The following is a 22,337-nucleotide window of genomic DNA, read 5'->3' on the forward strand; positions in this document are numbered from 1 at the left end:
GCTTTCGATTTTCGATTGTTTATTGATGTAACATATTGTATCATGACGTATTATATATTTCAACCATTTTTGCTGCACTTTTTATTTTTATGCATATTGTATATGTTATATTTTCGCGCTTTTAATACATCTTCCATGTATTGTATTATGTATTTTCTCGTATGATATCTTAAAATCCTTCTATTTTTGAATTGTTTATTGACTCATGTTTTAGGTTGTCATATAATGTCTTTATCAAAGCACTTATCAAGAAAACGCAGATAATTAGGGAGGTATCTTATTATGACCAAAAAAGTCTACTCCGATATACTGAAAATGGCAGGCGCTGTTCTGGGTGTATTTCTCTACGCCGCTGCTTTTCGTATCATCCTTGTTCCACTGAATCTGTACAGTGGTGGTTTCACCGGTATTTCTCAGGTACTTATGACTTTACTGGAAAAAATATTTCATATTACATTTCCTACAGGAATTGATTTTACCGGCATTTTTCTCTGGATACTCAATATTCCTCTTTTCTTTCTTGCCTGGAAAACAGTCAGCCGCACATTTTTTTTAAAAACAGTATGCACTGTTTTTTTACAGTCTTTCTTCATGGCTGTAATCCCGGCAGCACAGGCTCCAGTTGTTTCTGACAAGCTGGTATGCTGCCTTGTTGGCGGAGCTGTTTCGGGATTTGGCGTAGGACTCACTCTGAAATGCGGCAGTTCCGGTGGTGGTACAGATATTGTAGGTATTTACTGTTCAAAGAAATTCCCTGATTTCAGCGTTGGAAAACTCACGCTTCTGGTCAATGCAGCTATTTATTCTTTCGGAGCATTGAATAACAGTCTGGAGACAGCTATTTATTCTATTATTTTCTGTTATGCTGCCAGCGTTATGATGGACAAAATCCATTATCAGAATATTATGACAAATGCCTTTATCATAACAAAGACCAACCCCAATCTTATAGGAAATCAGATTATTTCTGATCTTAATCGCAGCTATACTACCTGGACAGGAGAAAGCGGTTATAAAAAAGAACCTATTCAGGTAATTATGACAATTATTTCCAAATATGAAAGCCAGCAGCTGAAACAGATTGTAGCTTCTGAAGACCCTGACGCATTTATTACATACACCGATCATCTGGAAATCATTGGTAATTTCGAAAAACGTTTTGATGCCTGAAAAAAATTGTGAAAGAGGGGTTACTGTTCACAGGTAATATTCCGCGAGGTGTTTTGCCATGAATATGGCAAAATCCCGAGACATACGGGGCAAAATCCCATCACCGAAGGTGATTTGGAATGGATTTTGACCAAGTTGCTGTGAACGGAGTGAACAGTAACAAAGAGGGCTGGTATCAGTAGTAATATCGTTACTGATACTAGCCCTCTTTCACGCAAATATGATATACTGATCATATCTTGATAATTTCGGAGGCTACTATGAACAAAATTTATCTGGACCAGGCAAGCACTTCTTTTCCCAAGGCTCCGTCTGTAGCTGACACTGTTTACCACTATCTTTCCAATTCACCGGTAAATGTAAGCCGCGGGAGCTATGAAGCTGCTTACTCTGTCGAGGAGAAAATCTTCGAAACAAGAGAACAGCTTCGCCGTCTCTTTCATTTTACTTCAGGAAAAAACAAAAACGTGATCTTTACACCAAATATAACAACAAGCCTGAATATCCTGCTGAAGGGTCTTCTGAAACCGGGTGACCATGTACTTGTTTCTTCTATGGAACATAATGCAGTCATGAGACCACTTGTCCAGCTTCAGAAACATGGAATTTCTTTTGACCGGATTCCCTGTGCTCCTGACGGTTCTCTTCTTCTGGATCAGGCAGATTCCCTTATAAAACCATCTACCCGCCTTCTGGTATGTCTTCACGGTTCCAATGTGTGCGGCACTCTTATGCCGGTAGAACAGATTGGTGAATTCTGTCAGAAACATCATCTGTTTTTTATCCTGGACACTGCACAGACTGCCGGAAGTATTCCCATTGATATGGAAAAACTGCACCTGTCTGCACTTGCTTTCACCGGACACAAGGGGCTTCGGGGACCTCAGGGAACAGGCGGCTTCCTGATTCGAAATGAACTGATACCGGAAATAACACCACTGATCAGCGGCGGCACAGGTAGTATTTCCCATACAGAAGAAGTTCCTGATTTTCTTCCGGACCGTTTCGAGCCGGGCACACCGAATATCCCGGGTATCCTCGGACTCCATGCCGCACTCAGTGATCTGGAACAGTCTTCTATGGAAGAAACTTTCAGGCACGAACTGAAACTTACAGAAATTTTTATAGAAAAAATTCTTGATGCGGATCCTGACGGAAAACACATCCGTATCATTGGAAAAAAAGATCTCAAAAACCGCTGCCCTGTAGCATCTGTACAGACACCTGGAATTGATATGGCACTTGCTGCTTATGAACTGGACAGCACGTACGGTATCATGACCAGAGTCGGACTTCACTGTGCCCCAAGTGCACATAAAACACTTGGTACTTATCCTACAGGGACCATCCGATTCTCATTCGGGCCTGAAAATACGCAGTCAGAAATTGAACAGGCTGTAGAAGCACTTTTCCGTATTACCGGAACACGCCAGATAGAAGGAGACTTTATCCATGGAATTTAAACAACTGGAAGCTTTTGTTGCTGTCGTAGATTATGGAAGCTTTTCGGAGGCTGCACGCCGTCTTTATCTTACCCAGCCTACGATCAGTGCGCATATACGCTCCCTTGAGGAAGAACTTCACGTTAAACTTATCATACGTACAACCAAAAAAACAGAAATAACAGCAAAAGGTTATCAGCTCTATGACAGTGCTGTCCGCATTTTGGATATCCGCAACAACCTTATGGAAAATTTTACAGGATCAAGAAAACAGATCATCGACCTGGCAGCCTCTACAATACCGTCATCTTATCTTCTTCCGGAACTTCTCGCAGGTTTTGGACGCCAGTATCCAGATGTCTATTTTCATTCCAGACAGACTGACAGTGCAGGTGCTATCAATCAGGTACTTGACGGCAGTGTGGATCTGGCTCTCGTTGGTCAGAATACCGGGGATAACAGTTGTGTTTTTCTACCCTTCTGCCGGGATGATCTGGTACTTGCCACTCCTGTAAATGATCACTATCTGCAGATGCAGAACTCGCAGGTGACTTTTCAGGATTTTCTGAATGATCCCATTATCATACGCGAAAAAGGCTCCGGTACCAAAAAAGAAATGGATATCTTTCTCGAAAAAGCAGGCGTGGAACCTTCCAGCCTGAATGTGATTGCCCGTATGAATGACCTCGAAAGCATTAAACAATCAATCGTCAACGGACTTGGAATTTCCATCCTTTCTGCACGTTCAGCGACAGATCTTGCAAAAACAAAGCAGATTCTTCTTTTTCCATTAGAAGAATCTGCTCATAAACGTAGCTTCTATATTGTATACAGCAAAAACCGCATTCTGAAAGCTCATGTACGTCAGTTTGTAAACTATGTAAAAAAATATTATCAGGATTCCTGATTTCTACCAGCACTTTTTGCAGGCATCGTATCCCTCAGCCTGTGCCTGGGATTCTGTTTCCTGCCTTGCATTTGCCGGATTCATGTTTCCGCAGTCCGGAATGCTGTGGTACTTGCTTCCTGTTGCTGAAATCCACACCATTCTGCCCTGTGGCTCAGCCTGTACATTCTCTGTTGTTTCATTCTGCTGTACTGCCGCATTCTGCTGACCTGAATCTGAATCAGAAGAAGCGGTCCTTTCATCTCCCGGCTTATAATCATTGCACGGCTCCTGATTCCAGCTGATATTCTGTCCGTCAGAAAGAGATATAATAGTTCCCTGTTCATCTGTACGGTATACAGGAATATCCATATCCTTAAGTTTACCCATAGTTTCCGCAGTCGGATGTCCATAGGAGTTACCTGCCCCGCAGCTTACAACTGCCCAGGAAGGTGTGGAAGCTTCGAGAAGATCCCATGATGTTGAGGAAGCTGATCCATGATGTCCCAGACACAGAACATCACAGTCAAGATTCATTCCTGTACTGATCATATCCTGTTCACTTGTCTCTTCTGCATCTCCCATAAACAGAAAACTGTTGTTTCCATTTACAAGCCGGATAACCACAGAGTTATCATTGCTGTTATTTGAAATTCCGGAAGGAGCCATTACCGTAAAACTTCCGGTTCCAAATTCATAAGTGTCTCCGACAGAAGGATACTGAACGATCAGAGCATTTGCCGTAGCTGTATTCATGAAATCATTAAACAACTGTGAAGTATGTACATAATCGGAACCCAGAACGTTTTCCACTTCAAACTCATTGAGACAGGCTACTAATCCACCAAGATGATCCTCATCATAGTGGGAAGAGATCATATAGTCAATGGACTCTACCTGCTGATCTTTGAGATACTGTACTACTTCTTCCGCATGGGCACGGTCTCCTCCGTCATAGAGAAGATTTTCTCCACCTGACTGTACAAGTATGGAAAGTCCCTGTCCCACATCAATAAAATGTACCGCCATATCACCTGTTCCGGCAGCCTGAACAGACGTCAGATCTACCGGAATAATAAGGGCTGCTGCCAGAAGAAGCGACAACAGTGCTGATTTTATTCTGTTGTTCTTATTCTTTTTCATAATTCTTCTATCCTCCTTCTTATCTGCTGACTTACATCTTCAAACAGCAGATCTCTGTTATATCGGATATATCTTTCGCATTCGTAAGTTTCCAGAAAACGCACACAGTAAAAATCTGTATTGATACCTGACACAAACATTACCATTTCCTGACTGTTATAAAAAGCTGCTTCCATAAAATCAAAAGCATATTCCAGTGTGTTTCCTGCCTGATCCCAGTTTTCTTCCCACTGTTCCCGGTCTTTTCCAAAAGCATCTTTCAGAAGTGCAAACGCTTCCCCGCCCTGCGCTCCACTGTTTTCTTTCAGGATCGTTCCATATCCTTCCAGCATGGACAATGCTCTGCGGATGCTGTATTCCTCTCTTCGTTCCAGCAGTCCCTCTTTTTTCTTTCTGTTCATCTCCAGGCTCAGGTTATCCACATAATCACCAAGACGCTGGGCTGCATTTCCACCGGCAAACCCTGTTTTGAGTTCTTTGAGCACAGTAAACACCTGATCCAGCACTTCTTCCTGCAGAACAATCTGCCGGATGCTCTGACGTACACCTGAAAAAAGAAGATTTACAACACTGATTCTTTCATCAAAAGCGGCGTGAGATACTTTTTTCACCATTGCCTCAGAATTTTTGCCCTTCAGAATCTCTGCAATCTGATAATCCTGCTTGTATTTTTGATATAATTCATAATATTCCGCAAATTCTCTTGCCACTCGTTCATGCTGGATATACTGTTCAACCACATTACAGGTTATTTCTTTTCCAAGTTTTTCGTAAACTTTCATTAACCTAGAAAGATCTTCCCAGCCTCTTGGTGTTGCAAACTGTTTGCCGTCAATTGTTGTCTCCATCTGATAAAAACAACTGTTTTTCAGTTCAAGATAGGAAAGGATCGCCGGATGCAGATTTTCTCTGTATGCATATTCCTTCCAGACCTGATAATCCGGCTCGACCATGATCTTTTTTACACGGTCGAGAGTTACCACATCAAAATCACGCACTGACTTGTTATATTCCGGCGGGTTTCCTGCTGCCACTATGATCCAGCCCTCCGGAATCTGATGATTTCCAAAAGTTTTGCACTGCAGGAACTGAAGCATTGCAGGTGCAAGTGTTTCAGACACACAGTTGATCTCGTCAATAAAAAGGATTCCCTCTTTAAGTCCTGTTTCAGCCATGCGGTCATAAATACTTGCCACAATCTCACTCATAGTATACTCAGTCGCAGAATATTCCTTTTCACCATACTTTTTCTTTGAAATAAAGGGAAGTCCAATTGCGCTCTGTCTGGTATGATGAGTGATCGTGTAGGAAACAAGTGCCACACCACACTCTCTCGCTGCCTGCTCCATGATCTGTGTCTTGCCGATTCCCGGTGCTCCAAGGATAAGTACAGGTCTCTGATGAACAGTCGGGATCACATATTCCCCGTATTCATCTTTCATAAGGTACGCCTGTACCGTATCCATAATCTCCTGTTTTGCCTGTTTAATATTCATAATGTTCCTGATTCCTCTCCTTTTCCAGTGTCTCTGTATCTAATATCAGTTTTATGGCCCATGGCGGTACATCCACATCCCGGTAATCGTCTTTCATAAAAATAAATGCTGTTTCATATGGCGGCATTTTTCCAGGAAAAGTCCCATAACCGTCGGTAAAATACAGAAGTCCCCGAAGCCTCTGAAAAGCCCCCTGTTTCAGCAGCCGGCTTACATATGCAAAGGCAGGTCTGAAATCTGTTCCTCCGAACCCTTTTACTGTAAAATCCTGAAGATAGGCTTCCATTTCTTTCTGATCATGGATCACCACATCTTCCTGTATCCTGTCATCACACTGAATAATGTGCACCTGTATTTTGCGGAAAAAGCTCTCCGACTCTGCCAGTACGCTGTACGTTTCTTCCAGAAAACGCCTGATCAGACTACCGTTACAGGACATGGAAGTATCAACAACGATCACAAAATCTTCGATCTTTTTCATTTCCTTTGTTTCCAGTGGTTCGATCAGCGGCATATTTCCATATGTTTCCATGCCAAAATGATAATAAATCGGATCAAAGGAATCCATATCAACCTGCATCTCTTCTTTCAGCACAGAAAATTTACGCAAAAATTCACGATAATCATATCTTTTCCTGTTTTCCGCCTGAAGATGTTCCATCAGCCCCGGTGACTGACCTGCTGCTTCTTTTGCAAACATCTCCATCTCTGTCTGCATTTTGCGCCGCATTTCTTCCCATTGCTTCTGCCTTGATGCCATTCCGCTTTTATTTCGGGGCGAATACCAGAACTGGTGATCGTCTTTTCTGAATTCCTGCACGAGTTTCTGTCTCTCATCTTCTGTTTCTTCCAGCAGTAATTTATACAGAATTTCAGCTGTAAGCACCTGATATTTCTCTTTCCACTGTATATATTTTTCTCTTCTGAAACTGTCTGGCCTTAAATAGACTGCCTTTTCATACATTTCATCCAACACATGCTCTACAGCAATATCACACGCCAGATTCCATATCTCCTGTTCCCGTTCCTTCCTGCTCCACAGATGACAGAAAAGACAGTGAAAAAGTTCATGGAGATACAGCCTGTTTATCCGGACTTTATGTTCCATAAATACAGGAATCAGCCACCCCGGATTCACATAGAGAATTTTTCCGTCTGTTCCCATTGAAGAAGGTTCTCCTGACGGAATCACTCTCAATGCACTAAGTGCCCCATAAAAATATCTCATGGAAACAGCCAGTTCATTTCCGGAATTTTTCATGATATCCTGACAGATGTTTAAGACTTCTTCTTCCTTCTTTCTCTCTTCATGGACAAAATTTCCGAATTTATCTCTGTCTTCTTTTTTCACAGTTCAAATGCCTTTCTCTTCTTTCTGACTTTTCCTGCAAGTTCATTCATCAGTATGCTGACCCACCTGGAATCCCCGACATTCTGCGCCTTTTCAAGGATCTTTTCCAGCAGCTCTCTCTCCGGTTTCAATATTCGGATAATCTCTGTCAGTTCATGATATTTTCCAGATTTTCCAAGATAAAGAAATGTTTTTTCCCCATGTTCTTTCAGATATTCATGATATTGTTTTTCTGCTGCTTCTGTCAGACCAACCGGATAAAGAATCCTGTCCAGTGCAAGTTTCAGAACCACGTCTTCCTGTTCCCATGCAACTGCATAGGGAAAAAGTTTATCATACTCAAGTATGTTCAGAGTTTTATGCAGGAAACTGTTTCTGTATCGGATACCGCTTCCGTGTACATGGTTTTCAAGAATCCTGGCCGGAGTGTTTTCTACTCCTTCCTCAAAAAATTCCGGGAACCAGAAGCGTCCCTTTTCGCCGGCTCCGATAATTTCCACAAGAAGTGTTTCCGGCAGTTCCGTCAGCACTTCTCTGAGGCATGACTCCCCGCTTTCATTCAGCTCAGCCTCTATATAATGTACCCTGTGACAGCCGGTAAGTGCGCCTGCTCCAAGATCTTTCAGCGAACTTCCGAAACTTATTTTTTCAAGTTCAAAGCAATTATAAAACGCATATCTGCCTATTTTCTGGAGATGTAAAGGAAGCTTCAGCTCTTTCAATTTTGTGCCTGCCATATCCGGCATATCTTCTGAAAAAGTCTCTACAGTTTCTTTTCCATCATATATACTGTCATTTTTTATAAAATTATTTCTGTCGGACTTATCCATTCCGTCCGAAAAAATATATGCTCCCAGTTCTGTCACTGGAAAGTCATTTATTTTTTCCGGTAACTCAAGAATTCCGTCATATCCGAAGCATCTGTCAATACAGACACCATTCCTGTTCTGATGATAAAGATAATACATCTGCTGCTCTCCCGCATTTCTGTTTCCTTTGTGTGATCATCGTAAATGTTCACAGTAACTGATCATCTGCCTTTGTTTTCTCCCAAGCGGATTTTTTCCATTTCTGCCTGCAGTTCTTCTGACATATGATCAAAAAGATAATTTTTACTGCTCTGTCTCATCTGATGCCATTCTTCTCTGGCATTTTTTTCTGTATCTTCTATTTCTTTTTTCAGGCCCTGTGCAGAAATCCTGTGAGCCCCCTGTCCCATGATGATAATCTGTTCCAGACCATCTGAAGTGGCAACTGTCACCTGATTCTGCCGTCCGATTTTATGGACGGTTTTTTCGATATACTGATCTGCCGTTTCTGCTTCCCTGGTATATACAACATAAATATTATGGTAAGGAAGTATCTCTTCCGCATGTCCCTCAACTTTATATGCATCAAACACCAGGATCAGCGTACATTTGCGGTATCCCTGATAGTTACTGAGGATGTCTTTCAGTCTGTCGCAGGCTGCATGAATATTCTCTTTTGCAAGTTCATTCAGTTCTTCCCATGAAAAAATAATATTATATCCATCTACAAGAAGATATTCTTCCTGTTTTGGTCTGGGCGATCTGTAACGGACTGTCTGTGAAGGTGCGTGGACTGTTTTTTTCTGAAATGCACCCCTGTCTCTTTTTACGGGTCCAAATGTTCTTTCAAAAATCGCCTTCAGTTCTTCTTCGTCTTCATAGCTTCCACTATAGGAATAGCCGGAGCCCTTTTTGGCGTTTTTTCCACCAGCCGGACTTCCTGCCCTGGTGTTATCCACCGGAGGCGCATATGTTTCTTCCATATCTTCATACCAGGATTCACTGTTTTCGGCAAGCGAATCCATATCCAGACCTGTCTGCAGATGCATGTACTCTTCCACCTGGTACCATGGTACAATAAAACCGGCTCCATGGGCACAGAATACAGAACCTGTGGGATTTTCCAGATCACTCTCTGAATCGTATCCGACAGATGCAACTATCTCTTCCTGATTTTTGCACGGGGCATAACCTTTCAGACTACAGAAGAGCCGTCCCTTTCCACTTGTGTAGGAAATCACCTGTTTCTGGTAATCACGCATCTGTGAAACTGCTGCAGTTCCACTGAGAACAGCTGTCTCCCCGTCTGTTTCCGGAGGTTCAAAATTTCCCTGCATTTTCTGGATATCGGACATTGCTCTGCCGATGTTTTCTGCCGGGACTTCCAGTCTGAATTCATAATAGGGTTCCAGAAGAATGCTTCTGGCTTTTTTCAGTCCCTGACGTACTGCCCTGTAAGTTGCCTGACGGAAATCTCCCCCCTCTGTATGTTTCGTATGCGCACGTCCCGTCAGAAGTGTGATCTGTACATCTGTCAGTGGTGAACCTGTAAGGACACCCAGATGCTCTTTTTCTTCCAGATGCGTAAGAATCAGTCTCTGCCAGTTTCTTGCAAGCACATCTTCACTACATGCTGTAAAAAACTGACATCCACTGCCTGGTTCACCCGGCTCTATGAGAAGATGGACTTCTGCGTAATGGCGAAGCGGCTCAAAATGTCCCACACCTTCTACAGGCTCTGCAATAGTCTCTTTGTACACTATATTTCCTGTTCCAAATTCCACAGCTACATGAAAACGTTCCCAGATAAGACTTTTCAGAATTTCAATCTGTACTTCTCCCATAAGCTGTACATGAATCTCACCCAGCATACTGTCCCAGAGAATATGCAGTTCCGGTTCTTCCTCTTCAAGCTGCCTGAGATTCAGAAGCATCTTGTGAGGATCACAGTCTTGTGGAAGAAGAATCTGGTAATTAAGTACAGGTTCCAGAACCGGAAGATCGGATTCTATTTCTGCTCCCAGTCCTTCACCCGGATATGTTCTGGTAAGACCTGTCACAGCACAGACAGTCCCAGCCTGCACCTCTGTTTCAGTTTCAAATTTTGCCCCTGAATACAGACGGATCTGGTCAGTTTTTTCTTCCCAGGACTCCTGCTTTTTTTGTCCCGGAAGAACATGCTGCTCTTTTTTGCTGCTGAGTATCGTTTTTACTTTCAGTGATCCGCCAGTAATTTTCATATAAGTAAGTCTGTTTCCCTGGTTGTCTCTGGCTATCTTGAATACTTTTGCTCCGAATTCTGAAGGATATGCCGGTTCTTCTGTATATTTTTCAAAATCCTCGAGAAATTCCTGAACTCCCTGCATCTTAAGTGCAGATCCAAAATAACATGGAAAAATTTTTCTGTTTCTGATAAGGTCTGTTATATCTTCTGTTTCCAATTCTCCTGTTTCCAGATATTTTTCCAGAGTTTTTTCATCACAGACTGCTACATTTTCAAGAAGTGTATCTTTTTCCTCTCTGAAATCTGTACAGTTACTGCTAAGCCTTTTTCTGAGATCTTCAAGAATCCTGTCATGATCTGTTCCGACCTGATCCATTTTATTGATAAATATAAATACCGGAATCCGATAACGTTCAAGGAGTCTCCACAAAGTCATTGTATGACTCTGTACTCCGTCCATTCCGTTAATAACAAGTATCGCATAATCCAGCACCTGCAGAGTTCTCTCCATTTCTGCTGAAAAATCCACATGCCCCGGCGTATCCAGAAATGTTACTTCCATATTATCTGTTTTAAGTATTGCCTGTTTGGAAAAAATAGTGATTCCACGTTCCTTTTCCAGTTCATAAGTATCAAGGAAGGCATCTCCGTGATCCACACGTCCCAGTTTTCGGATTTCTCCTCCCAGATACAAAAGTCCCTCTGATAATGTTGTCTTTCCGGCATCTACATGTGCCAGAAGCCCCGTTACTAATTTTTTCATATGTCCCTCATTTATTCTGATAAAGTGGTGCAAGACGCCGCACAACCATTTCGCTGATTCTCATCAGGGTATCAATATCTTCTTCCTGATTGTTCAGATATGCATGAAAACAGCCCTGCACACAACAGGAAAGCAGAATGTTTTTTTCTGTATCATTTCTGTATTCCGGATACTTCTGCAAGATCAGTTTTTTCAGTTCTGTCTCAAGGCAGTCGCCAAGGCGGCTTTTTTCTTTTCCTGCAAAAAGAATCCTGATCAGTGCATTACTTGAAGTCAGTGCAAGAAACATGTTTCTTGTAAAAATATCCGGATTCTGGATAGGATCTTCCTGCTGACGATATACATTCCGGATCACTTCCGTGATCGTATCAGATTCCATCGTTTCCGCAAGTGCATATATATCTTCATAATGACTGTAAAACGTTGATTTGTTAATCCGTGCCAGTTCGCACAGTTCCCTCACTGTAATTTTTTCAAGATTTTTTCGGGAACGCAGCTCAAGAAATGCATTTTTGATGGCTTTTTGAGTTTTTTCGATTCTGATATCCATAGATCCTGTCCTCTTTGTTTTCCGACAGATTTGTCGAATAGTTGTTTATCCACCATTTGGATGGAATTGTCGGTAGATTATGTCTGTTTTTTCTTCTATTATTATAATCACAAAAACAACTGTTGTCTATTTATTTATGATACCATTGGCTAAAGGAGAATTTTATGGATTTTTATGGTTTTTATACAGGAAAGATTTTTGATGCATATAAATATTTAGGAGCTCATGTTGAAGGGGAAGGCGTTGTTTTCAGAACGTTTGCACCTTCTGCCTCACGTATTACTCTTATCGGGGAATTTAATGACTGGCAGGAATGGGAAATGAACCGTGTTTCTGACGGTAATTTCTGGGAGTGTTATGTGCCTCAGGCAAAAGAAGGCCAGATGTACAAGTATCGCATCTATGACAGGAATGGCAATGCAGTAGAACACTGTGATCCTTATGGTTTCGGGATGGAACTCCGTCCCAACAGTGCCTCCATTGTACGTGACATGTCACAGTACCATTTCAGGGACAGTGAATGGATGCAGAACCGTACAGACTGCCGCCAGAAACCTCTGAATATTTATGAAGTACATTTTGGTTCTTTCCGCAAACCTTCTGAGAAAGCCGATGACTGGTATGATTATGAAGAAATGATCGACATTCTGATTCCTTATCTCAAGAAAAATGGCTACAACTATCTGGAGATCATGCCGCTTAATGAATACCCCTGTGATGAATCCTGGGGATATCAGGCAACTGGTTTTTTCAGTCCTACCTCCAGATATGGAACTGCTGAGCAACTGAAAGCTTTTGTAGATGCCTGTCATAAAAATAAAATCGGCGTGATCATGGACTTTGTTCCTGTGCACTTTGCAGTGGACGGTTATGCGCTTGCAAATTATGACGGTACTGCACTTTATGAGTATCCTAATTCAGCTGTCGGTGTCAGTGAATGGGGAAGCTGTAACTTCATGCATTCCAGAGGTGAAACCAGAAGTTTTCTTCAGTCCTGTGCAAATTACTGGCTCAGTGAATTTCATATGGATGGACTCCGTATGGATGCGATCAGTCGTGCAATCTACTGGCAGGGTGATCCTGCAAGAGGTGTAAATCTGAACGCTGTGGAATTTCTTCAATATATGAATCAGGGGCTGAAGGGAATTCACCCGACTGCAATTCTTGCTGCCGAAGATTCTACTTCTTTCCCGAAAGTTACAGATCCTGTTGATCAGGGCGGCCTTGGTTTTGACTATAAATGGGACATGGGCTGGATGAATGATACTCTGAATTATTTTCGTACTGCACCAGAATACAGAAGTGAAAGTTATCATAAGTTAACTTTTTCCATGATGTATTTTTATGATGCACGTTTCCTGCTTCCTCTCTCTCATGATGAAGTTGTCCATGGAAAAGCAACTATCATGCAGAAAATGAATGGAGATTACGACAATAAATTCCCGCAGGCACGTGCTCTTTATATGTATATGTATGCGCACCCTGGAAAGAAACTTAACTTCATGGGTAATGAAATCGGTCAGCTCCGTGAATGGGATGAAAAGCGTGAGCAGGACTGGATGCTTCTGGATTATCCGATCCATGCAGGTTTTGCACGTTTTATGAAGGATCTCAACAAGCTTTATCTGGAGCATTCTGCTCTATGGGAAAAGGATTATTCTGCTGACGGTTTTCAGTGGATCGACTGCCATCAGGAAGGTAAGTGTGTTTATGCTTTCCAGAGAATCAGTAAAAAGGAGCGAATTGTTTCGGTATTTAATTTTTCTGACCAGGAGCAGATGTATGAGCTCAGCCTGCCGGATGTGAGTAAAATTAAGGAGTTACTGAACAGTGATCTGGCCATCTATGGTGGATCGCTGAAGCGTAAATCAGGTGTCAGGGCATTAAAAAACGGAAGGATCGTGCTGACCCTTCCGGCGTATTCTGCGGTGTATTATATTCTTCCGTAACGTCCCGTAAGTTCCCTGATTTCTTTCTGCAGTTCTTCTGTAAACTGCCCTGAAGTAAGTCTCCACTTCCAGTTTTTGCCGAGTGTAGACGGCTGGTTCATTCTGGCTGAATTATCCAGTCCAAGATAATCCTGCATCGGGATCACACAAAGATCTGCCACGCTTGACATTACAAGGCAGATCAGATCCTGTTCCAGTTCTTCTCTGGAAGCATGGAAATTATTGAGGTATGTTCTTACCTGCTTTCTTTCTGCCGGTGTAATATCATCCAGCCAGGAAATCAGTGTTTCATTGTCATGTGTTCCTGTATAAACCACACAATTATTTGGATAATTATGCGGCAGATAATCGCTGGCATTTCCCGTGTCACGTTCATCGAATGCAAATTCAATGACTTTCATATTCGGGTAACCACTTTCCTCTACCAGCTGTTTAACAGAATCTGTCATATAGCCAAGATCTTCTGCTATAATCTGTCGCTCGCCAAGCCTGTAGGAAATTGTACGGAAAAGATCCATGCCAGGTCCTTTTTCCCACCAGCCATTTTCTGCAGTTTTGTCACCATACGGAATTGCATAATATTCATCAAATCCCCTGAAATGATCGATACGTACAACATCATAGAGTCTGAAACAGTTTGCAATTCGTTTTACCCACCAGTCGAAACCGGTATTTCGATGTACTTCCCAGTTGTAAAGAGGATTTCCCCATAACTGGCCTATTGCAGAAAATCCGTCTGGCGGACAGCCTGCCACCTGGATCGGACAGTTCTTCTCATCCAATTTAAAAAGTTCCGGATTTGCCCATGTATCAGCGCTGTCCATGGCAACATAAATCGGAATATCACCAATAATCTGAATACCGTTTTCATTGGCATATTTTTTCAGTTTCATCCACTGCTGGCGGAATTTGAACTGCATATATTCCTGAAATTCAATTTCAAAATACATTTCTTCTCTGTAATAATCCAGGGCATTCTGCCAGCGAAGGCGGATATCTTCTGCCCATTCACTCCACTGAACACCGCCGAAGCGTTTTTTCACTGCCATAAAAAGTGCATAATCTTTCAGCCACCAGGCTTCTTCTTCCTGAAATTTGCGAAATTCAGGATCCATATAGATGTTACTGCGTTCATATGCTTTTCGAAGAAGTCTGAATCTGCCTTCATAGAGTTTTGCGTAATCTACATTTGCCGGATCATCTCCAAAATCAATAGCCTCGCATTCTTTTTTTGTAAGCACTTTTTCTTTTATCAGTTCATCCAGACTGATAAAATACGGATTTCCTGCAAATGTAGAGAATGACTGATACGGTGAATCTCCATAGCTGGTCGGCCCCAGCGGCAGAATCTGCCAGTAACTCTGTCCTGCTGCTTTCAGCTGATCAACGAATTCATATGCGCTTTTGTCAAAGCACCCGATTCCATATTTTGACGGCAGACTGCTGATTGGAAGCAGCACGCCGGCTTTTCTTCTTTTTGCCATTTTCTTCCTCCCCTGTATATTACTTTTATAAACACGGAAAACCAGGCTGTGTTTCACGCCCGGTATCCCTGTTTTAACTGTTATATTTATTTTTACACATCTGGAAGCAAATCGTCAATGTTAAGAATCGATGGTTTATGTTGATTTTTTAAGATAGTTATTTTTTACTCCGTTCACAGCAACTTAAGATATATTATAAACAGCCAATTACAGGAACATCAAAAAATCAATATCTGTATCATAAAGAGCAACACCGGAATCGCATTTTACCCCTTGTTTCTCTATAATGAACCATGCAGTAAAACAGCCTGGAATTTTTATTTATTCTGCTGTTTCAGAGAATTGTATTCACCGGGATTGCAGCCGAACATTTTGCGAAAAGCGCTGGCAAAACGGCTGGCATTACTGAAGCCTGCCATATCTGCAATCTGAGTCATGGAATACTGTCCGCTTTGTACCAGTGAAAAACTTTTATTTACACGATACTCTTCCAGATATTCTGTAATGGTTTTTCCTGTCATTTTTTTAAAAAGGCGGCAACAGACTTCCCTGGACAGATGTACCTGATCTGCCAGCTCACTGAGGGAAATCACTTCTGCAAAATGCATATTAAGATAATTCAGCATTTTTTCCAGACGTTCCAGTTCCAGCAGATTGGCAGGAACCAATTTGTTCAGTTCCTGTCTGTGTCTGTAAAAAATCCGACTGAAAACTTCACACAGAAGGCCTTTGATCTCCAGTTCATAACAGTATGGTTTCTGATCAAAAAGCTCTTCAACCAGATTCAGTTTCTGCAGAATCTCAGCTTCGCTTTTATCCTGGTCAGTCAGATAAATGCATGGCACTGCCGAATTCTCCAAAAAAGGTCGAAAGCAATTACGTTCAACATCGCTTCCGAAATCTCCATAGAGGAAATCCGGTCTGACCAGTATTGTGCTGTAACGGGCATGGTGATTATCAGGCGAACTACAGCTGTGTGGCACATTTCGGTTCAGAAGAAGCCCTTCTCCCGGTCTGATTCTGTAAGTTTTCTGGTAAACCTGATAAATTGCCTCACCTTCTCTTGGAAGACTGATTTCCAGATCGTTATGCCAGTGGATGGGAACATTCCTTCCTTCAAAAGACCACAAATCATCATGGTTGACTGTCATGGGAAAAGTTTCTGTTCCATGAGCAGAAATTTCTCTTCTGGTATCATCTACCAGGATTTTTCTTTTAGGCATTTTACAATTCTCCAGCTTCTGTTTTATTGATTTAAGTATATCGTTCTCATCAGGAACACACAAGGAGGTTTTTATGTCCAGATCTAAAGAAATGGATCTTACAACCGGAAATCCATTCTGGTCTTTGCTGAAATTCGCCATTCCGGTGATTCTCGGAAATTTATTTCAGCTTTTTTACACTCTTGCCGACTCTGTCATTGTAGGCAAAACTCTGGGGGCATCTTCCCTTGCAGCTGTAGGTTCCACCAGCATCATTATCTATTTTGTTTTCTGTTTCATCAATGGTTTTACCGGAGGATTCGGAATCTGTCTTGGGCAGAGATGTGGTGCAAAAGATGAAAAAGGAATGCGAAAAAGTATTGCAGCATCTGCTGTTCTCTCTATTGCATTTACTGTTGTTCTGACTCTGGTCTGTTGTCTTCTGTCTCATCAGATTCTCAGATGGATGCAGATTCCCGGCGATATTTCCGGCGAAGCCTATGATTATATGTTTGTAGTACTTCTCGGAACAGGCGCCACTGTTTTTTATAATATGATTTCAAATATGCTCCGGGCACTGGGCGACAGCAAAACACCCCTTTATTTTCTGGTGTTTTCTTCTGTGCTGAATATTTTTCTTGATATACTTTTTATTGTACCATTTCATATGGGTGTATCCGGGGCTGCATGGGCTACGATTCTTTCCCAGTTTCTCTCTGCTATTTTCAGTTTGATCGTCGGCCTGAAAAATTTTCCGGTGCTTCACTTGCAAAAAAATGATTTTCATAATCTGAAAAGTACCCTGAGTGTTCATCTGCAAACAGGATTTCCAATGGGATTTCAGATGTCTGTCATGTGTATCGGACAGCTTGCCATGCAGACCGTTGTAAATTCACTGGGAACTGCTGCTGTTGCCGGATATACAGCAGCTTCCAAAGCAGACCAGGTTTCTGTTCTTGTAAATAATGCCATGATGACAGCAATTTCAAATTATATTGCCCAGAATTTTGGTGCCGGAAGAAGAGACAGAATCCGCCAGGGAGTAAATGCCAGCCTTATTCAGACAGAAGCTTTCAATCTTATCATGTGCGTTGGCATCCTGCTTCTGCGTCATCCTATTGTACAGATGTTTCTCTCAAATCCTACAAAAGAAATTTATCATTTTTCTGATGCCTATCTGACTGTAGTTGCACCTTTTTATTTTCTCCTGGGTTTACTGGCAGTCTACCGTACTTCCATCCAGAGTATGCAAAATGGAAAGGCACCTTTTGCAGCCTGCATGATCGAACTTGTCATGCGTATTGCTGCCACAGTTGGGCTTTCCGGGGTTATTGGTTATACTTCTGTATGTATTGCAAGTCCGATGGCATGGCTCGGAGCCTGTTCCCTGCTGATTCCTGTTTACTATAAAATGATGAGAAACTGATAACAGCCTGCAGAACACACGACTTTCCCCGTCAGAGTGCTCCATGGCGCACAAACAAAAATCCCCTGAAGTTTTCCGGACTTCAGGGGAAACATATTTGACAAATTATTCAGCCGCTTTCTCAGCATATTCTGTTGTAACAAGTTTTTCATATGGTACTCGTTCTTTCAGTTCTCCTGCATCTTCCAGAATATCTTCCAGAAGTTCAAAGCTTTCCTTCTCAAAAATAAGATCTGACTTCCAGGTATCCTGGTCATAGTATCTTTTTACAATAGTCGTAATGGTATCCAGATCAGTCTCTGCAAACTGAGGTGCGATCACCTCTGCAATTTCTTCCGGTGTATGTGCCTGCACATATTCCATACCTTTCTGAAGTGCACTGGTAAATTTCTGAATGACTTCCGGATCTTTTTCCATATAGCTGGTCTTTGCGCTGTAGGAAGTATATGGTACGTATCCGGAATCTATACCAAGTGATGCAACAACGTATCCTGCTCCTTCTTTTTCCAGTGCTGTTGCCGCAGGCTCAAACTCAACGGTAAAATCAGCAGAATCCTCTCCTGTAAAAGCTGCTGCTGTAGAGCCAAAATCAATACTCTGGTCAATCGTCAGATCCTTCTGTGGATCCAGACCGTTTTTGCGGAGAATATACTCAAAAACCATTTCCGGCATGCCACCTTTTCGACCGCCAAGAACTTTCTTTCCTTTCAGATCTTCCCATTTAAAATCCGGCATCTCTTCTCTTGCAACAAGAAAATTTCCCGCACGCTGAGTAAGCTGTGCGAAGTTCACCACAGGATCAGTGGCCCCTTCCTGATAAGCATAAACAGATGCCTCCGCTCCCATAAATCCAATATCTGCCTCACCGGAAATCACAGCTGTCATCGTTTTATCTGCTCCAAATCCAGTCACCAGCATAAGATCCAGCCCTTCTTCAGCAAAATATCCTTCTTCAATTGCCACATACTGTGGGGCATAAAAGATGGAATGGGCTACTTCATTCAGTGTAACCCTGGTAAGTTTCTCTTCTGTACCCTCCTTTTTTGCAGCAAACACGCCCATTGGCAATACGGTCACTGCCAGAACGACTGCTGCCGCCAGTGTGATCCATTTTTTATTCTTCATGCAGATGCTCCTTTACCGACTTCTTCTGTTAGCATATGCAGAAAGAAAAAAAACGTTCAACACATAAGATTCCATTTTCAACTTTCCCGGCAGATAAAAAATAAGAAATCTCTCTTTTTGCTGTTATTTTATGTTATACTGTTTTAAACAAAAAAATATATAAGGAAGAATTCAGGCAATAGTCATGACTTTTTATACTTCTGAAATTATTATAATATTATTAGCCCTTGGGGTACTCTCCATTCTCGTTTCTGAAAACGACCGTATTTCTCGCAGAAAAAAGAGATTATTTATTGCGACCAATATTCTGATCGCCGTAGCAGCAACTGCTGAATGTGCCGGAGTTCATATGAGTGGAAAAACATATATTCCCAGTGGTCTGCTGGCAGCTGTCAAAGCTGTTGATTATACGCTGACACCTATGACCGGAGGCGCAATAATTGCCCTGATGCAAAAGGATACCCCTCACAAATGGCTTCTCCGATGGCTTTTTATCGGAAATACAGTCTTCCAGATCATATCTGCTTTTAACGGCTGGATGATTGTGATCGACAGCCAGAACAGATACCGACATGGTCCGCTTTATCCGGTCTATATAGCTTTTTACTCACTGATCATCATCAGTATCACTGTCAGAATGATCTCCTATGGAAAATATTTCCGAAAGCAGAACCAAAAATCTCTCTATGCAATTATCCTGCTCGTTTTTTCCGGCATTGGCATGCAGGAATTGCTGGGTTCTGATTATCGCGTTGCATACCTTGCCGTTACTTTCGGTTCCGCATTCCTATTCATTCATTATTCTGAATTTTCCCAGCTTCAGCTGGATGAGGAAATTGCGGAACAACAGGTCATAATCTCCAGAGATGCATTAACCGGTGTACTCAGCCGTTTTGCTTATATTAATGCGCTCAACGACTCCATGCCGGATAATTTTGCAGTTTTTCTGCTTGATATCAACGGATTGAAGGCCGTTAATGATTCTATCGGTCATGAAGCCGGCGATGAACTGATCTGTGGAGCGGCCAAATGTATTGACGAAATCCTGGGAAAAAACGGAAAAGTATTTCGTATTGGCGGAGATGAATTTGTTGTATTTGCCAGTTTCTCACGAGAACAGGCAGAATCTGCTCTGTCAGATTTAAAGCAGCAAACAGACAGCTGGACAGGAAAAAGGATCAAAACTCTGAGTTTGTCTGCCGGATATGCTCTGGCATCTGAACATAAGGGTCTCTCCATTGAAGAACTTGTAAAAGAAGCTGACAGGATAATGTACATGCAGAAAAAAGAATATTACCAGCACAGCGGCCATGGCCGCAGAAACAACTGTTAAAGAGGGATTTTATGAATATAAGAGATTCTGTTATAAAAAAACTGATTCACACACATACAACTATTTCAACTATGGAGAGCTGCACTTCCGGAATGATCGCATCAATGATCACGGACACGGAAGGAGCTTCTGCAATCTTTCCTGGAGGTTATGTCACTTACCTGAACGAGACAAAAATTCTGGTCGGTGTTGATTCAGACATAATCAGCTGCTTCGGTGTCTATTCAGCGGAATGTGCAGAAGCAATGGCAAAAACTGCCATGAAAAACCTGAATACTGATATTGGTATCGGCATCACCGGCACTACCGGAAATCTCGATCCCAATAATGCAGACAGCATCCAGGGTAAAGCTTTTTTCTGTATCGCCATTCACGGCGATGCACATATCTTTGAGATAAGTGCAGATGTTACTGATATGAATCGTCACGCAATCAAAAAAATGTACGCTGATAAAGTATTTGAAAAATTGTCCGAACTTATATAATATGACGCACTGCCTGTTATCTTACTCTTGCATTATTTTTCTATGTGATTATAATGTTCAGTATAATTGACCAGGTTCTTTCAGATTTATTTTGACAGAAACCGGCAAAAAATTGGAGGAAATCATGAATATAAAAGAAGAAATACACGCATTGTCAGATGAAGTTATCTCAAACATCGGCAGACTTGTTGCCATTGACTCCCATCTTGGCACACCAGAAAAAGACATGCCTTTCGGAAAAGGACCTGCACAGGCTCTTCATGAAGCACTTAAAATTGCAGATGAACTTGGATTTAAAACTGTAAATCTTGATAACTACTGTGGTTATGCCGAAATGGGTGAAGGCGAAGATATCATCGGTATCGCCGGCCATCTGGACATTGTGCCTGCAGGCGGCGGATGGACACATGAACCTTTCACACTTACACGTGAAGGTGATTATGTATACGGTCGTGGAACCACTGATGACAAAGGACCTGTTATAGAAGCACTTTATGCTATGAAACTGCTCCGTGATTCCGGAATCAAGCTTAACAAAAGAGTCCGTCTCATCATGGGGTGTAATGAAGAAACAGGTTCCAAATGTATGGAACATTATAACGAAGTAGACGAGGAGCTTTCCTGTGGTTTCACACCAGATGGCAACTTCCCGTGTATTCACGGTGAAAAAGGTATGTGTGCCATGATGGCATCTTCCAAAAAAACAAAAATCATTTCCATGAACGGTGGTTTTGTATCCAATGCAGTCTGTGATGAATGCACGACCGTAATTCCTGCTGAAGAAGGTCTTAAGGAAAAACTCGAAAAAGCACTTTCTGAAACCAGACTTCAGGAATACAGAGTAACTGAACAGGATGGCCAGATCACTGTCTTTGCGAAAGGTATTCCTGCACATGCAAGCACACCGACTCTGGGTGTAAATGCTGCCGGTGTAACCTGTGAGTGTCTTGCAGAAGCCGGCTTTGAAGATGATTTTATAACCTTCTACAACAGTCACCTTGGAACTGCCTGCGATGGTTCCGGCATCGGTCTCAAATGCGAAGATGAATACGGTGCTCTTACTTTTAATAACGGAATTGTAAAAACAGAGGACGGCGTTATCTCCTGTACGATCGACATCAGATTTCCTGTTACCCTGAAACTGGACGATCTCAGAAAAATGTGCGAAGCTAAACTTGATGATGAAAACGGACACATTGAATTTCTCGGTGGTGAAAATCCTCTTTTCTTCCCAAGAGAATCTCCGCTTGTGACCGCCTTGTACAAAGCTTATACAGATGTAACCGGTGACACCGAAAATAAACCTCTTGTTATCGGCGGTGGAACTTATGCAAAATCACTCAAAAACATCATTGCATTCGGTCCTGAAATGCTTGGTGTTGACTATCGAATCCACGGTGCTGATGAATTTATGCTCGTATCCGGTATGGAAGAAGATATTTACCTGTTCATGGAAGCAATTCGAAATCTTCTTGCAATTTAAAATCACACCATCAGTA

17 protein-coding genes are annotated in these 22,337 nt (G+C 42.1%); 8 read left to right on the plus strand and 9 right to left on the minus strand.

Translation table 11 applies throughout. From position 1 onward, the window contains the following. Positions 1-282 precede the first annotated feature (282 nt). From ACTNB8_RS03245 to ACTNB8_RS03255, 3 genes are all read left to right on the plus strand, one after another. A complete protein-coding gene (locus ACTNB8_RS03245) occupies positions 283-1,170 on the plus strand; it encodes a YitT family protein (RefSeq protein ID WP_441052258.1) in 888 nt (295 codons plus the stop codon). A gap of 260 nt (positions 1,171-1,430) precedes the next feature. Beyond that, the gene (locus ACTNB8_RS03250; RefSeq protein WP_441052259.1) at positions 1,431-2,633 is read left to right on the plus strand and encodes an aminotransferase class V-fold PLP-dependent enzyme; all 1,203 of its coding nucleotides are present in this window, start codon (positions 1,431-1,433) and stop codon (positions 2,631-2,633) included. Continuing rightward, positions 2,623-3,519: a selenium metabolism-associated LysR family transcriptional regulator gene (locus ACTNB8_RS03255; protein WP_441052261.1), complete on the plus strand. Its 897-nt coding sequence runs from the start codon at positions 2,623-2,625 to the stop codon at positions 3,517-3,519. The genes ACTNB8_RS03250 and ACTNB8_RS03255 overlap by 11 nt, the downstream gene beginning before the upstream one ends. Before the next feature lie 3 nt (positions 3,520-3,522). Here ACTNB8_RS03255 and ACTNB8_RS03260 read toward each other — a convergent pair whose 3' ends face one another. The 6 genes from ACTNB8_RS03260 to ACTNB8_RS03285 all read right to left on the minus strand — a co-directional run bounded on the left by ACTNB8_RS03260 (position 3,523) and on the right by ACTNB8_RS03285 (position 11,834). Beyond that, positions 3,523-4,641 (minus strand): ComEC/Rec2 family competence protein, encoded by a 1,119-nt coding sequence (locus ACTNB8_RS03260; protein WP_441052263.1) that lies wholly within the window; start codon positions 4,639-4,641, stop codon positions 3,523-3,525. Beyond that, positions 4,638-6,137 (minus strand): ATP-binding protein, encoded by a 1,500-nt coding sequence (locus tag ACTNB8_RS03265; RefSeq protein WP_441052265.1) that lies wholly within the window; start codon positions 6,135-6,137, stop codon positions 4,638-4,640. Before ACTNB8_RS03265 ends, ACTNB8_RS03260 begins: the two co-directional genes overlap by 4 nt. After that, positions 6,127-7,488, minus strand: a complete 1,362-nt coding sequence (locus ACTNB8_RS03270) for a vWA domain-containing protein (RefSeq protein WP_441052266.1) — start codon at positions 7,486-7,488, stop codon at positions 6,127-6,129. Before ACTNB8_RS03270 ends, ACTNB8_RS03265 begins: the two co-directional genes overlap by 11 nt. Then, on the minus strand, positions 7,485-8,456 hold the full coding sequence (locus ACTNB8_RS03275) for a leucine-rich repeat protein (protein WP_441052268.1): 972 nt from the start codon (positions 8,454-8,456) through the stop codon (positions 7,485-7,487). The genes ACTNB8_RS03270 and ACTNB8_RS03275 overlap by 4 nt, the downstream gene beginning before the upstream one ends. 62 nt (positions 8,457-8,518) lie before the next feature. Next, positions 8,519-11,284 (minus strand): NYN domain-containing protein, encoded by a 2,766-nt coding sequence (locus ACTNB8_RS03280; RefSeq protein ID WP_441052270.1) that lies wholly within the window; start codon positions 11,282-11,284, stop codon positions 8,519-8,521. 7 nt (positions 11,285-11,291) lie between these two features. Continuing rightward, the gene (locus ACTNB8_RS03285) at positions 11,292-11,834 is read right to left on the minus strand and encodes a TetR/AcrR family transcriptional regulator (protein WP_441052272.1); all 543 of its coding nucleotides are present in this window, start codon (positions 11,832-11,834) and stop codon (positions 11,292-11,294) included. A 164-nt stretch (positions 11,835-11,998) separates the two neighbouring features. Here ACTNB8_RS03285 and glgB point away from each other — a divergent pair, with 164 nt between their 5' ends. Next, positions 11,999-13,783, plus strand: coding sequence for a 1,4-alpha-glucan branching protein GlgB (gene glgB, locus ACTNB8_RS03290; protein WP_441052274.1), 1,785 nt, complete (start codon positions 11,999-12,001; stop codon positions 13,781-13,783). On the opposite strand, the gene malQ is transcribed toward glgB, so the two are convergent. Then, on the minus strand, positions 13,768-15,267 hold the full coding sequence (malQ, locus tag ACTNB8_RS03295; RefSeq protein ID WP_441052275.1) for a 4-alpha-glucanotransferase: 1,500 nt from the start codon (positions 15,265-15,267) through the stop codon (positions 13,768-13,770). The genes glgB and malQ overlap by 16 nt on opposite strands. Before the next feature lie 317 nt (positions 15,268-15,584). Continuing rightward, positions 15,585-16,490, minus strand: coding sequence for an AraC family transcriptional regulator (locus tag ACTNB8_RS03300; RefSeq protein WP_441052277.1), 906 nt, complete (start codon positions 16,488-16,490; stop codon positions 15,585-15,587). A 73-nt stretch (positions 16,491-16,563) separates the two neighbouring features. Here ACTNB8_RS03300 and ACTNB8_RS03305 point away from each other — a divergent pair, with 73 nt between their 5' ends. After that, positions 16,564-17,895 carry an MATE family efflux transporter gene (locus ACTNB8_RS03305; protein ID WP_441052279.1) on the plus strand — a complete coding sequence of 444 codons (1,332 nt, stop codon included), beginning with the start codon at positions 16,564-16,566 and terminating at the stop codon, positions 17,893-17,895. Positions 17,896-18,000: 105 nt separating this feature from the next. Here ACTNB8_RS03305 and ACTNB8_RS03310 read toward each other — a convergent pair whose 3' ends face one another. Beyond that, a complete protein-coding gene (locus ACTNB8_RS03310) occupies positions 18,001-19,020 on the minus strand; it encodes an ABC transporter substrate-binding protein (RefSeq protein WP_441052280.1) in 1,020 nt (339 codons plus the stop codon). A 349-nt stretch (positions 19,021-19,369) separates the two neighbouring features. Here ACTNB8_RS03310 and ACTNB8_RS03315 point away from each other — a divergent pair, with 349 nt between their 5' ends. The 3 genes from ACTNB8_RS03315 (at position 19,370) to ACTNB8_RS03325 (ending at position 22,321) form a co-directional block, all read left to right on the plus strand. After that, complete coding sequence (locus tag ACTNB8_RS03315; protein ID WP_441052282.1) at positions 19,370-20,353, plus strand: GGDEF domain-containing protein; 984 nt, start codon at positions 19,370-19,372, stop codon at positions 20,351-20,353. 11 nt (positions 20,354-20,364) lie between these two features. Next, the gene (locus ACTNB8_RS03320) at positions 20,365-20,838 is read left to right on the plus strand and encodes a CinA family protein (protein ID WP_441052284.1); all 474 of its coding nucleotides are present in this window, start codon (positions 20,365-20,367) and stop codon (positions 20,836-20,838) included. Between the two features lie 124 nt (positions 20,839-20,962). Beyond that, on the plus strand, positions 20,963-22,321 hold the full coding sequence (locus ACTNB8_RS03325) for a M20 family metallopeptidase (RefSeq protein WP_441052286.1): 1,359 nt from the start codon (positions 20,963-20,965) through the stop codon (positions 22,319-22,321). The last annotated feature ends 16 nt before the right edge of the window (positions 22,322-22,337 follow it).

Source organism: Blautia sp. HCP28S3_G10 (genome assembly GCF_052065235.1).
Taxonomy (GTDB): domain Bacteria; phylum Bacillota; class Clostridia; order Lachnospirales; family Lachnospiraceae; genus Blautia_A.

What these genes read in the sequence shown, in the direction of transcription:
- ACTNB8_RS03245 (WP_441052258.1), top strand. Translation starts at nt 283, where the DNA reads ATGACCAAAAAAGTCTACTCCGATATACTGAAAATGGCAGGCGCTGTT.
- ACTNB8_RS03250 (WP_441052259.1), top strand. Translation starts at nt 1,431, where the DNA reads ATGAACAAAATTTATCTGGACCAGGCAAGCACTTCTTTTCCCAAGGCT.
- ACTNB8_RS03255 (WP_441052261.1), top strand. Translation starts at nt 2,623, where the DNA reads ATGGAATTTAAACAACTGGAAGCTTTTGTTGCTGTCGTAGATTATGGA.
- ACTNB8_RS03260 (WP_441052263.1), bottom strand. Translation starts at nt 4,641, where the DNA reads ATGAAAAAGAATAAGAACAACAGAATAAAATCAGCACTGTTGTCGCTT.
- ACTNB8_RS03265 (WP_441052265.1), bottom strand. Translation starts at nt 6,137, where the DNA reads ATGAATATTAAACAGGCAAAACAGGAGATTATGGATACGGTACAGGCG.
- ACTNB8_RS03275 (WP_441052268.1), bottom strand. Translation starts at nt 8,456, where the DNA reads ATGTATTATCTTTATCATCAGAACAGGAATGGTGTCTGTATTGACAGA.
- ACTNB8_RS03280 (WP_441052270.1), bottom strand. Translation starts at nt 11,284, where the DNA reads ATGAAAAAATTAGTAACGGGGCTTCTGGCACATGTAGATGCCGGAAAG.
- ACTNB8_RS03285 (WP_441052272.1), bottom strand. Translation starts at nt 11,834, where the DNA reads ATGGATATCAGAATCGAAAAAACTCAAAAAGCCATCAAAAATGCATTT.
- glgB (WP_441052274.1), top strand. Translation starts at nt 11,999, where the DNA reads ATGGATTTTTATGGTTTTTATACAGGAAAGATTTTTGATGCATATAAA.
- malQ (WP_441052275.1), bottom strand. Translation starts at nt 15,267, where the DNA reads ATGGCAAAAAGAAGAAAAGCCGGCGTGCTGCTTCCAATCAGCAGTCTG.
- ACTNB8_RS03300 (WP_441052277.1), bottom strand. Translation starts at nt 16,490, where the DNA reads ATGCCTAAAAGAAAAATCCTGGTAGATGATACCAGAAGAGAAATTTCT.
- ACTNB8_RS03305 (WP_441052279.1), top strand. Translation starts at nt 16,564, where the DNA reads ATGTCCAGATCTAAAGAAATGGATCTTACAACCGGAAATCCATTCTGG.
- ACTNB8_RS03310 (WP_441052280.1), bottom strand. Translation starts at nt 19,020, where the DNA reads ATGAAGAATAAAAAATGGATCACACTGGCGGCAGCAGTCGTTCTGGCA.
- ACTNB8_RS03315 (WP_441052282.1), top strand. Translation starts at nt 19,370, where the DNA reads ATGAGTGGAAAAACATATATTCCCAGTGGTCTGCTGGCAGCTGTCAAA.
- ACTNB8_RS03320 (WP_441052284.1), top strand. Translation starts at nt 20,365, where the DNA reads ATGAATATAAGAGATTCTGTTATAAAAAAACTGATTCACACACATACA.
- ACTNB8_RS03325 (WP_441052286.1), top strand. Translation starts at nt 20,963, where the DNA reads ATGAATATAAAAGAAGAAATACACGCATTGTCAGATGAAGTTATCTCA.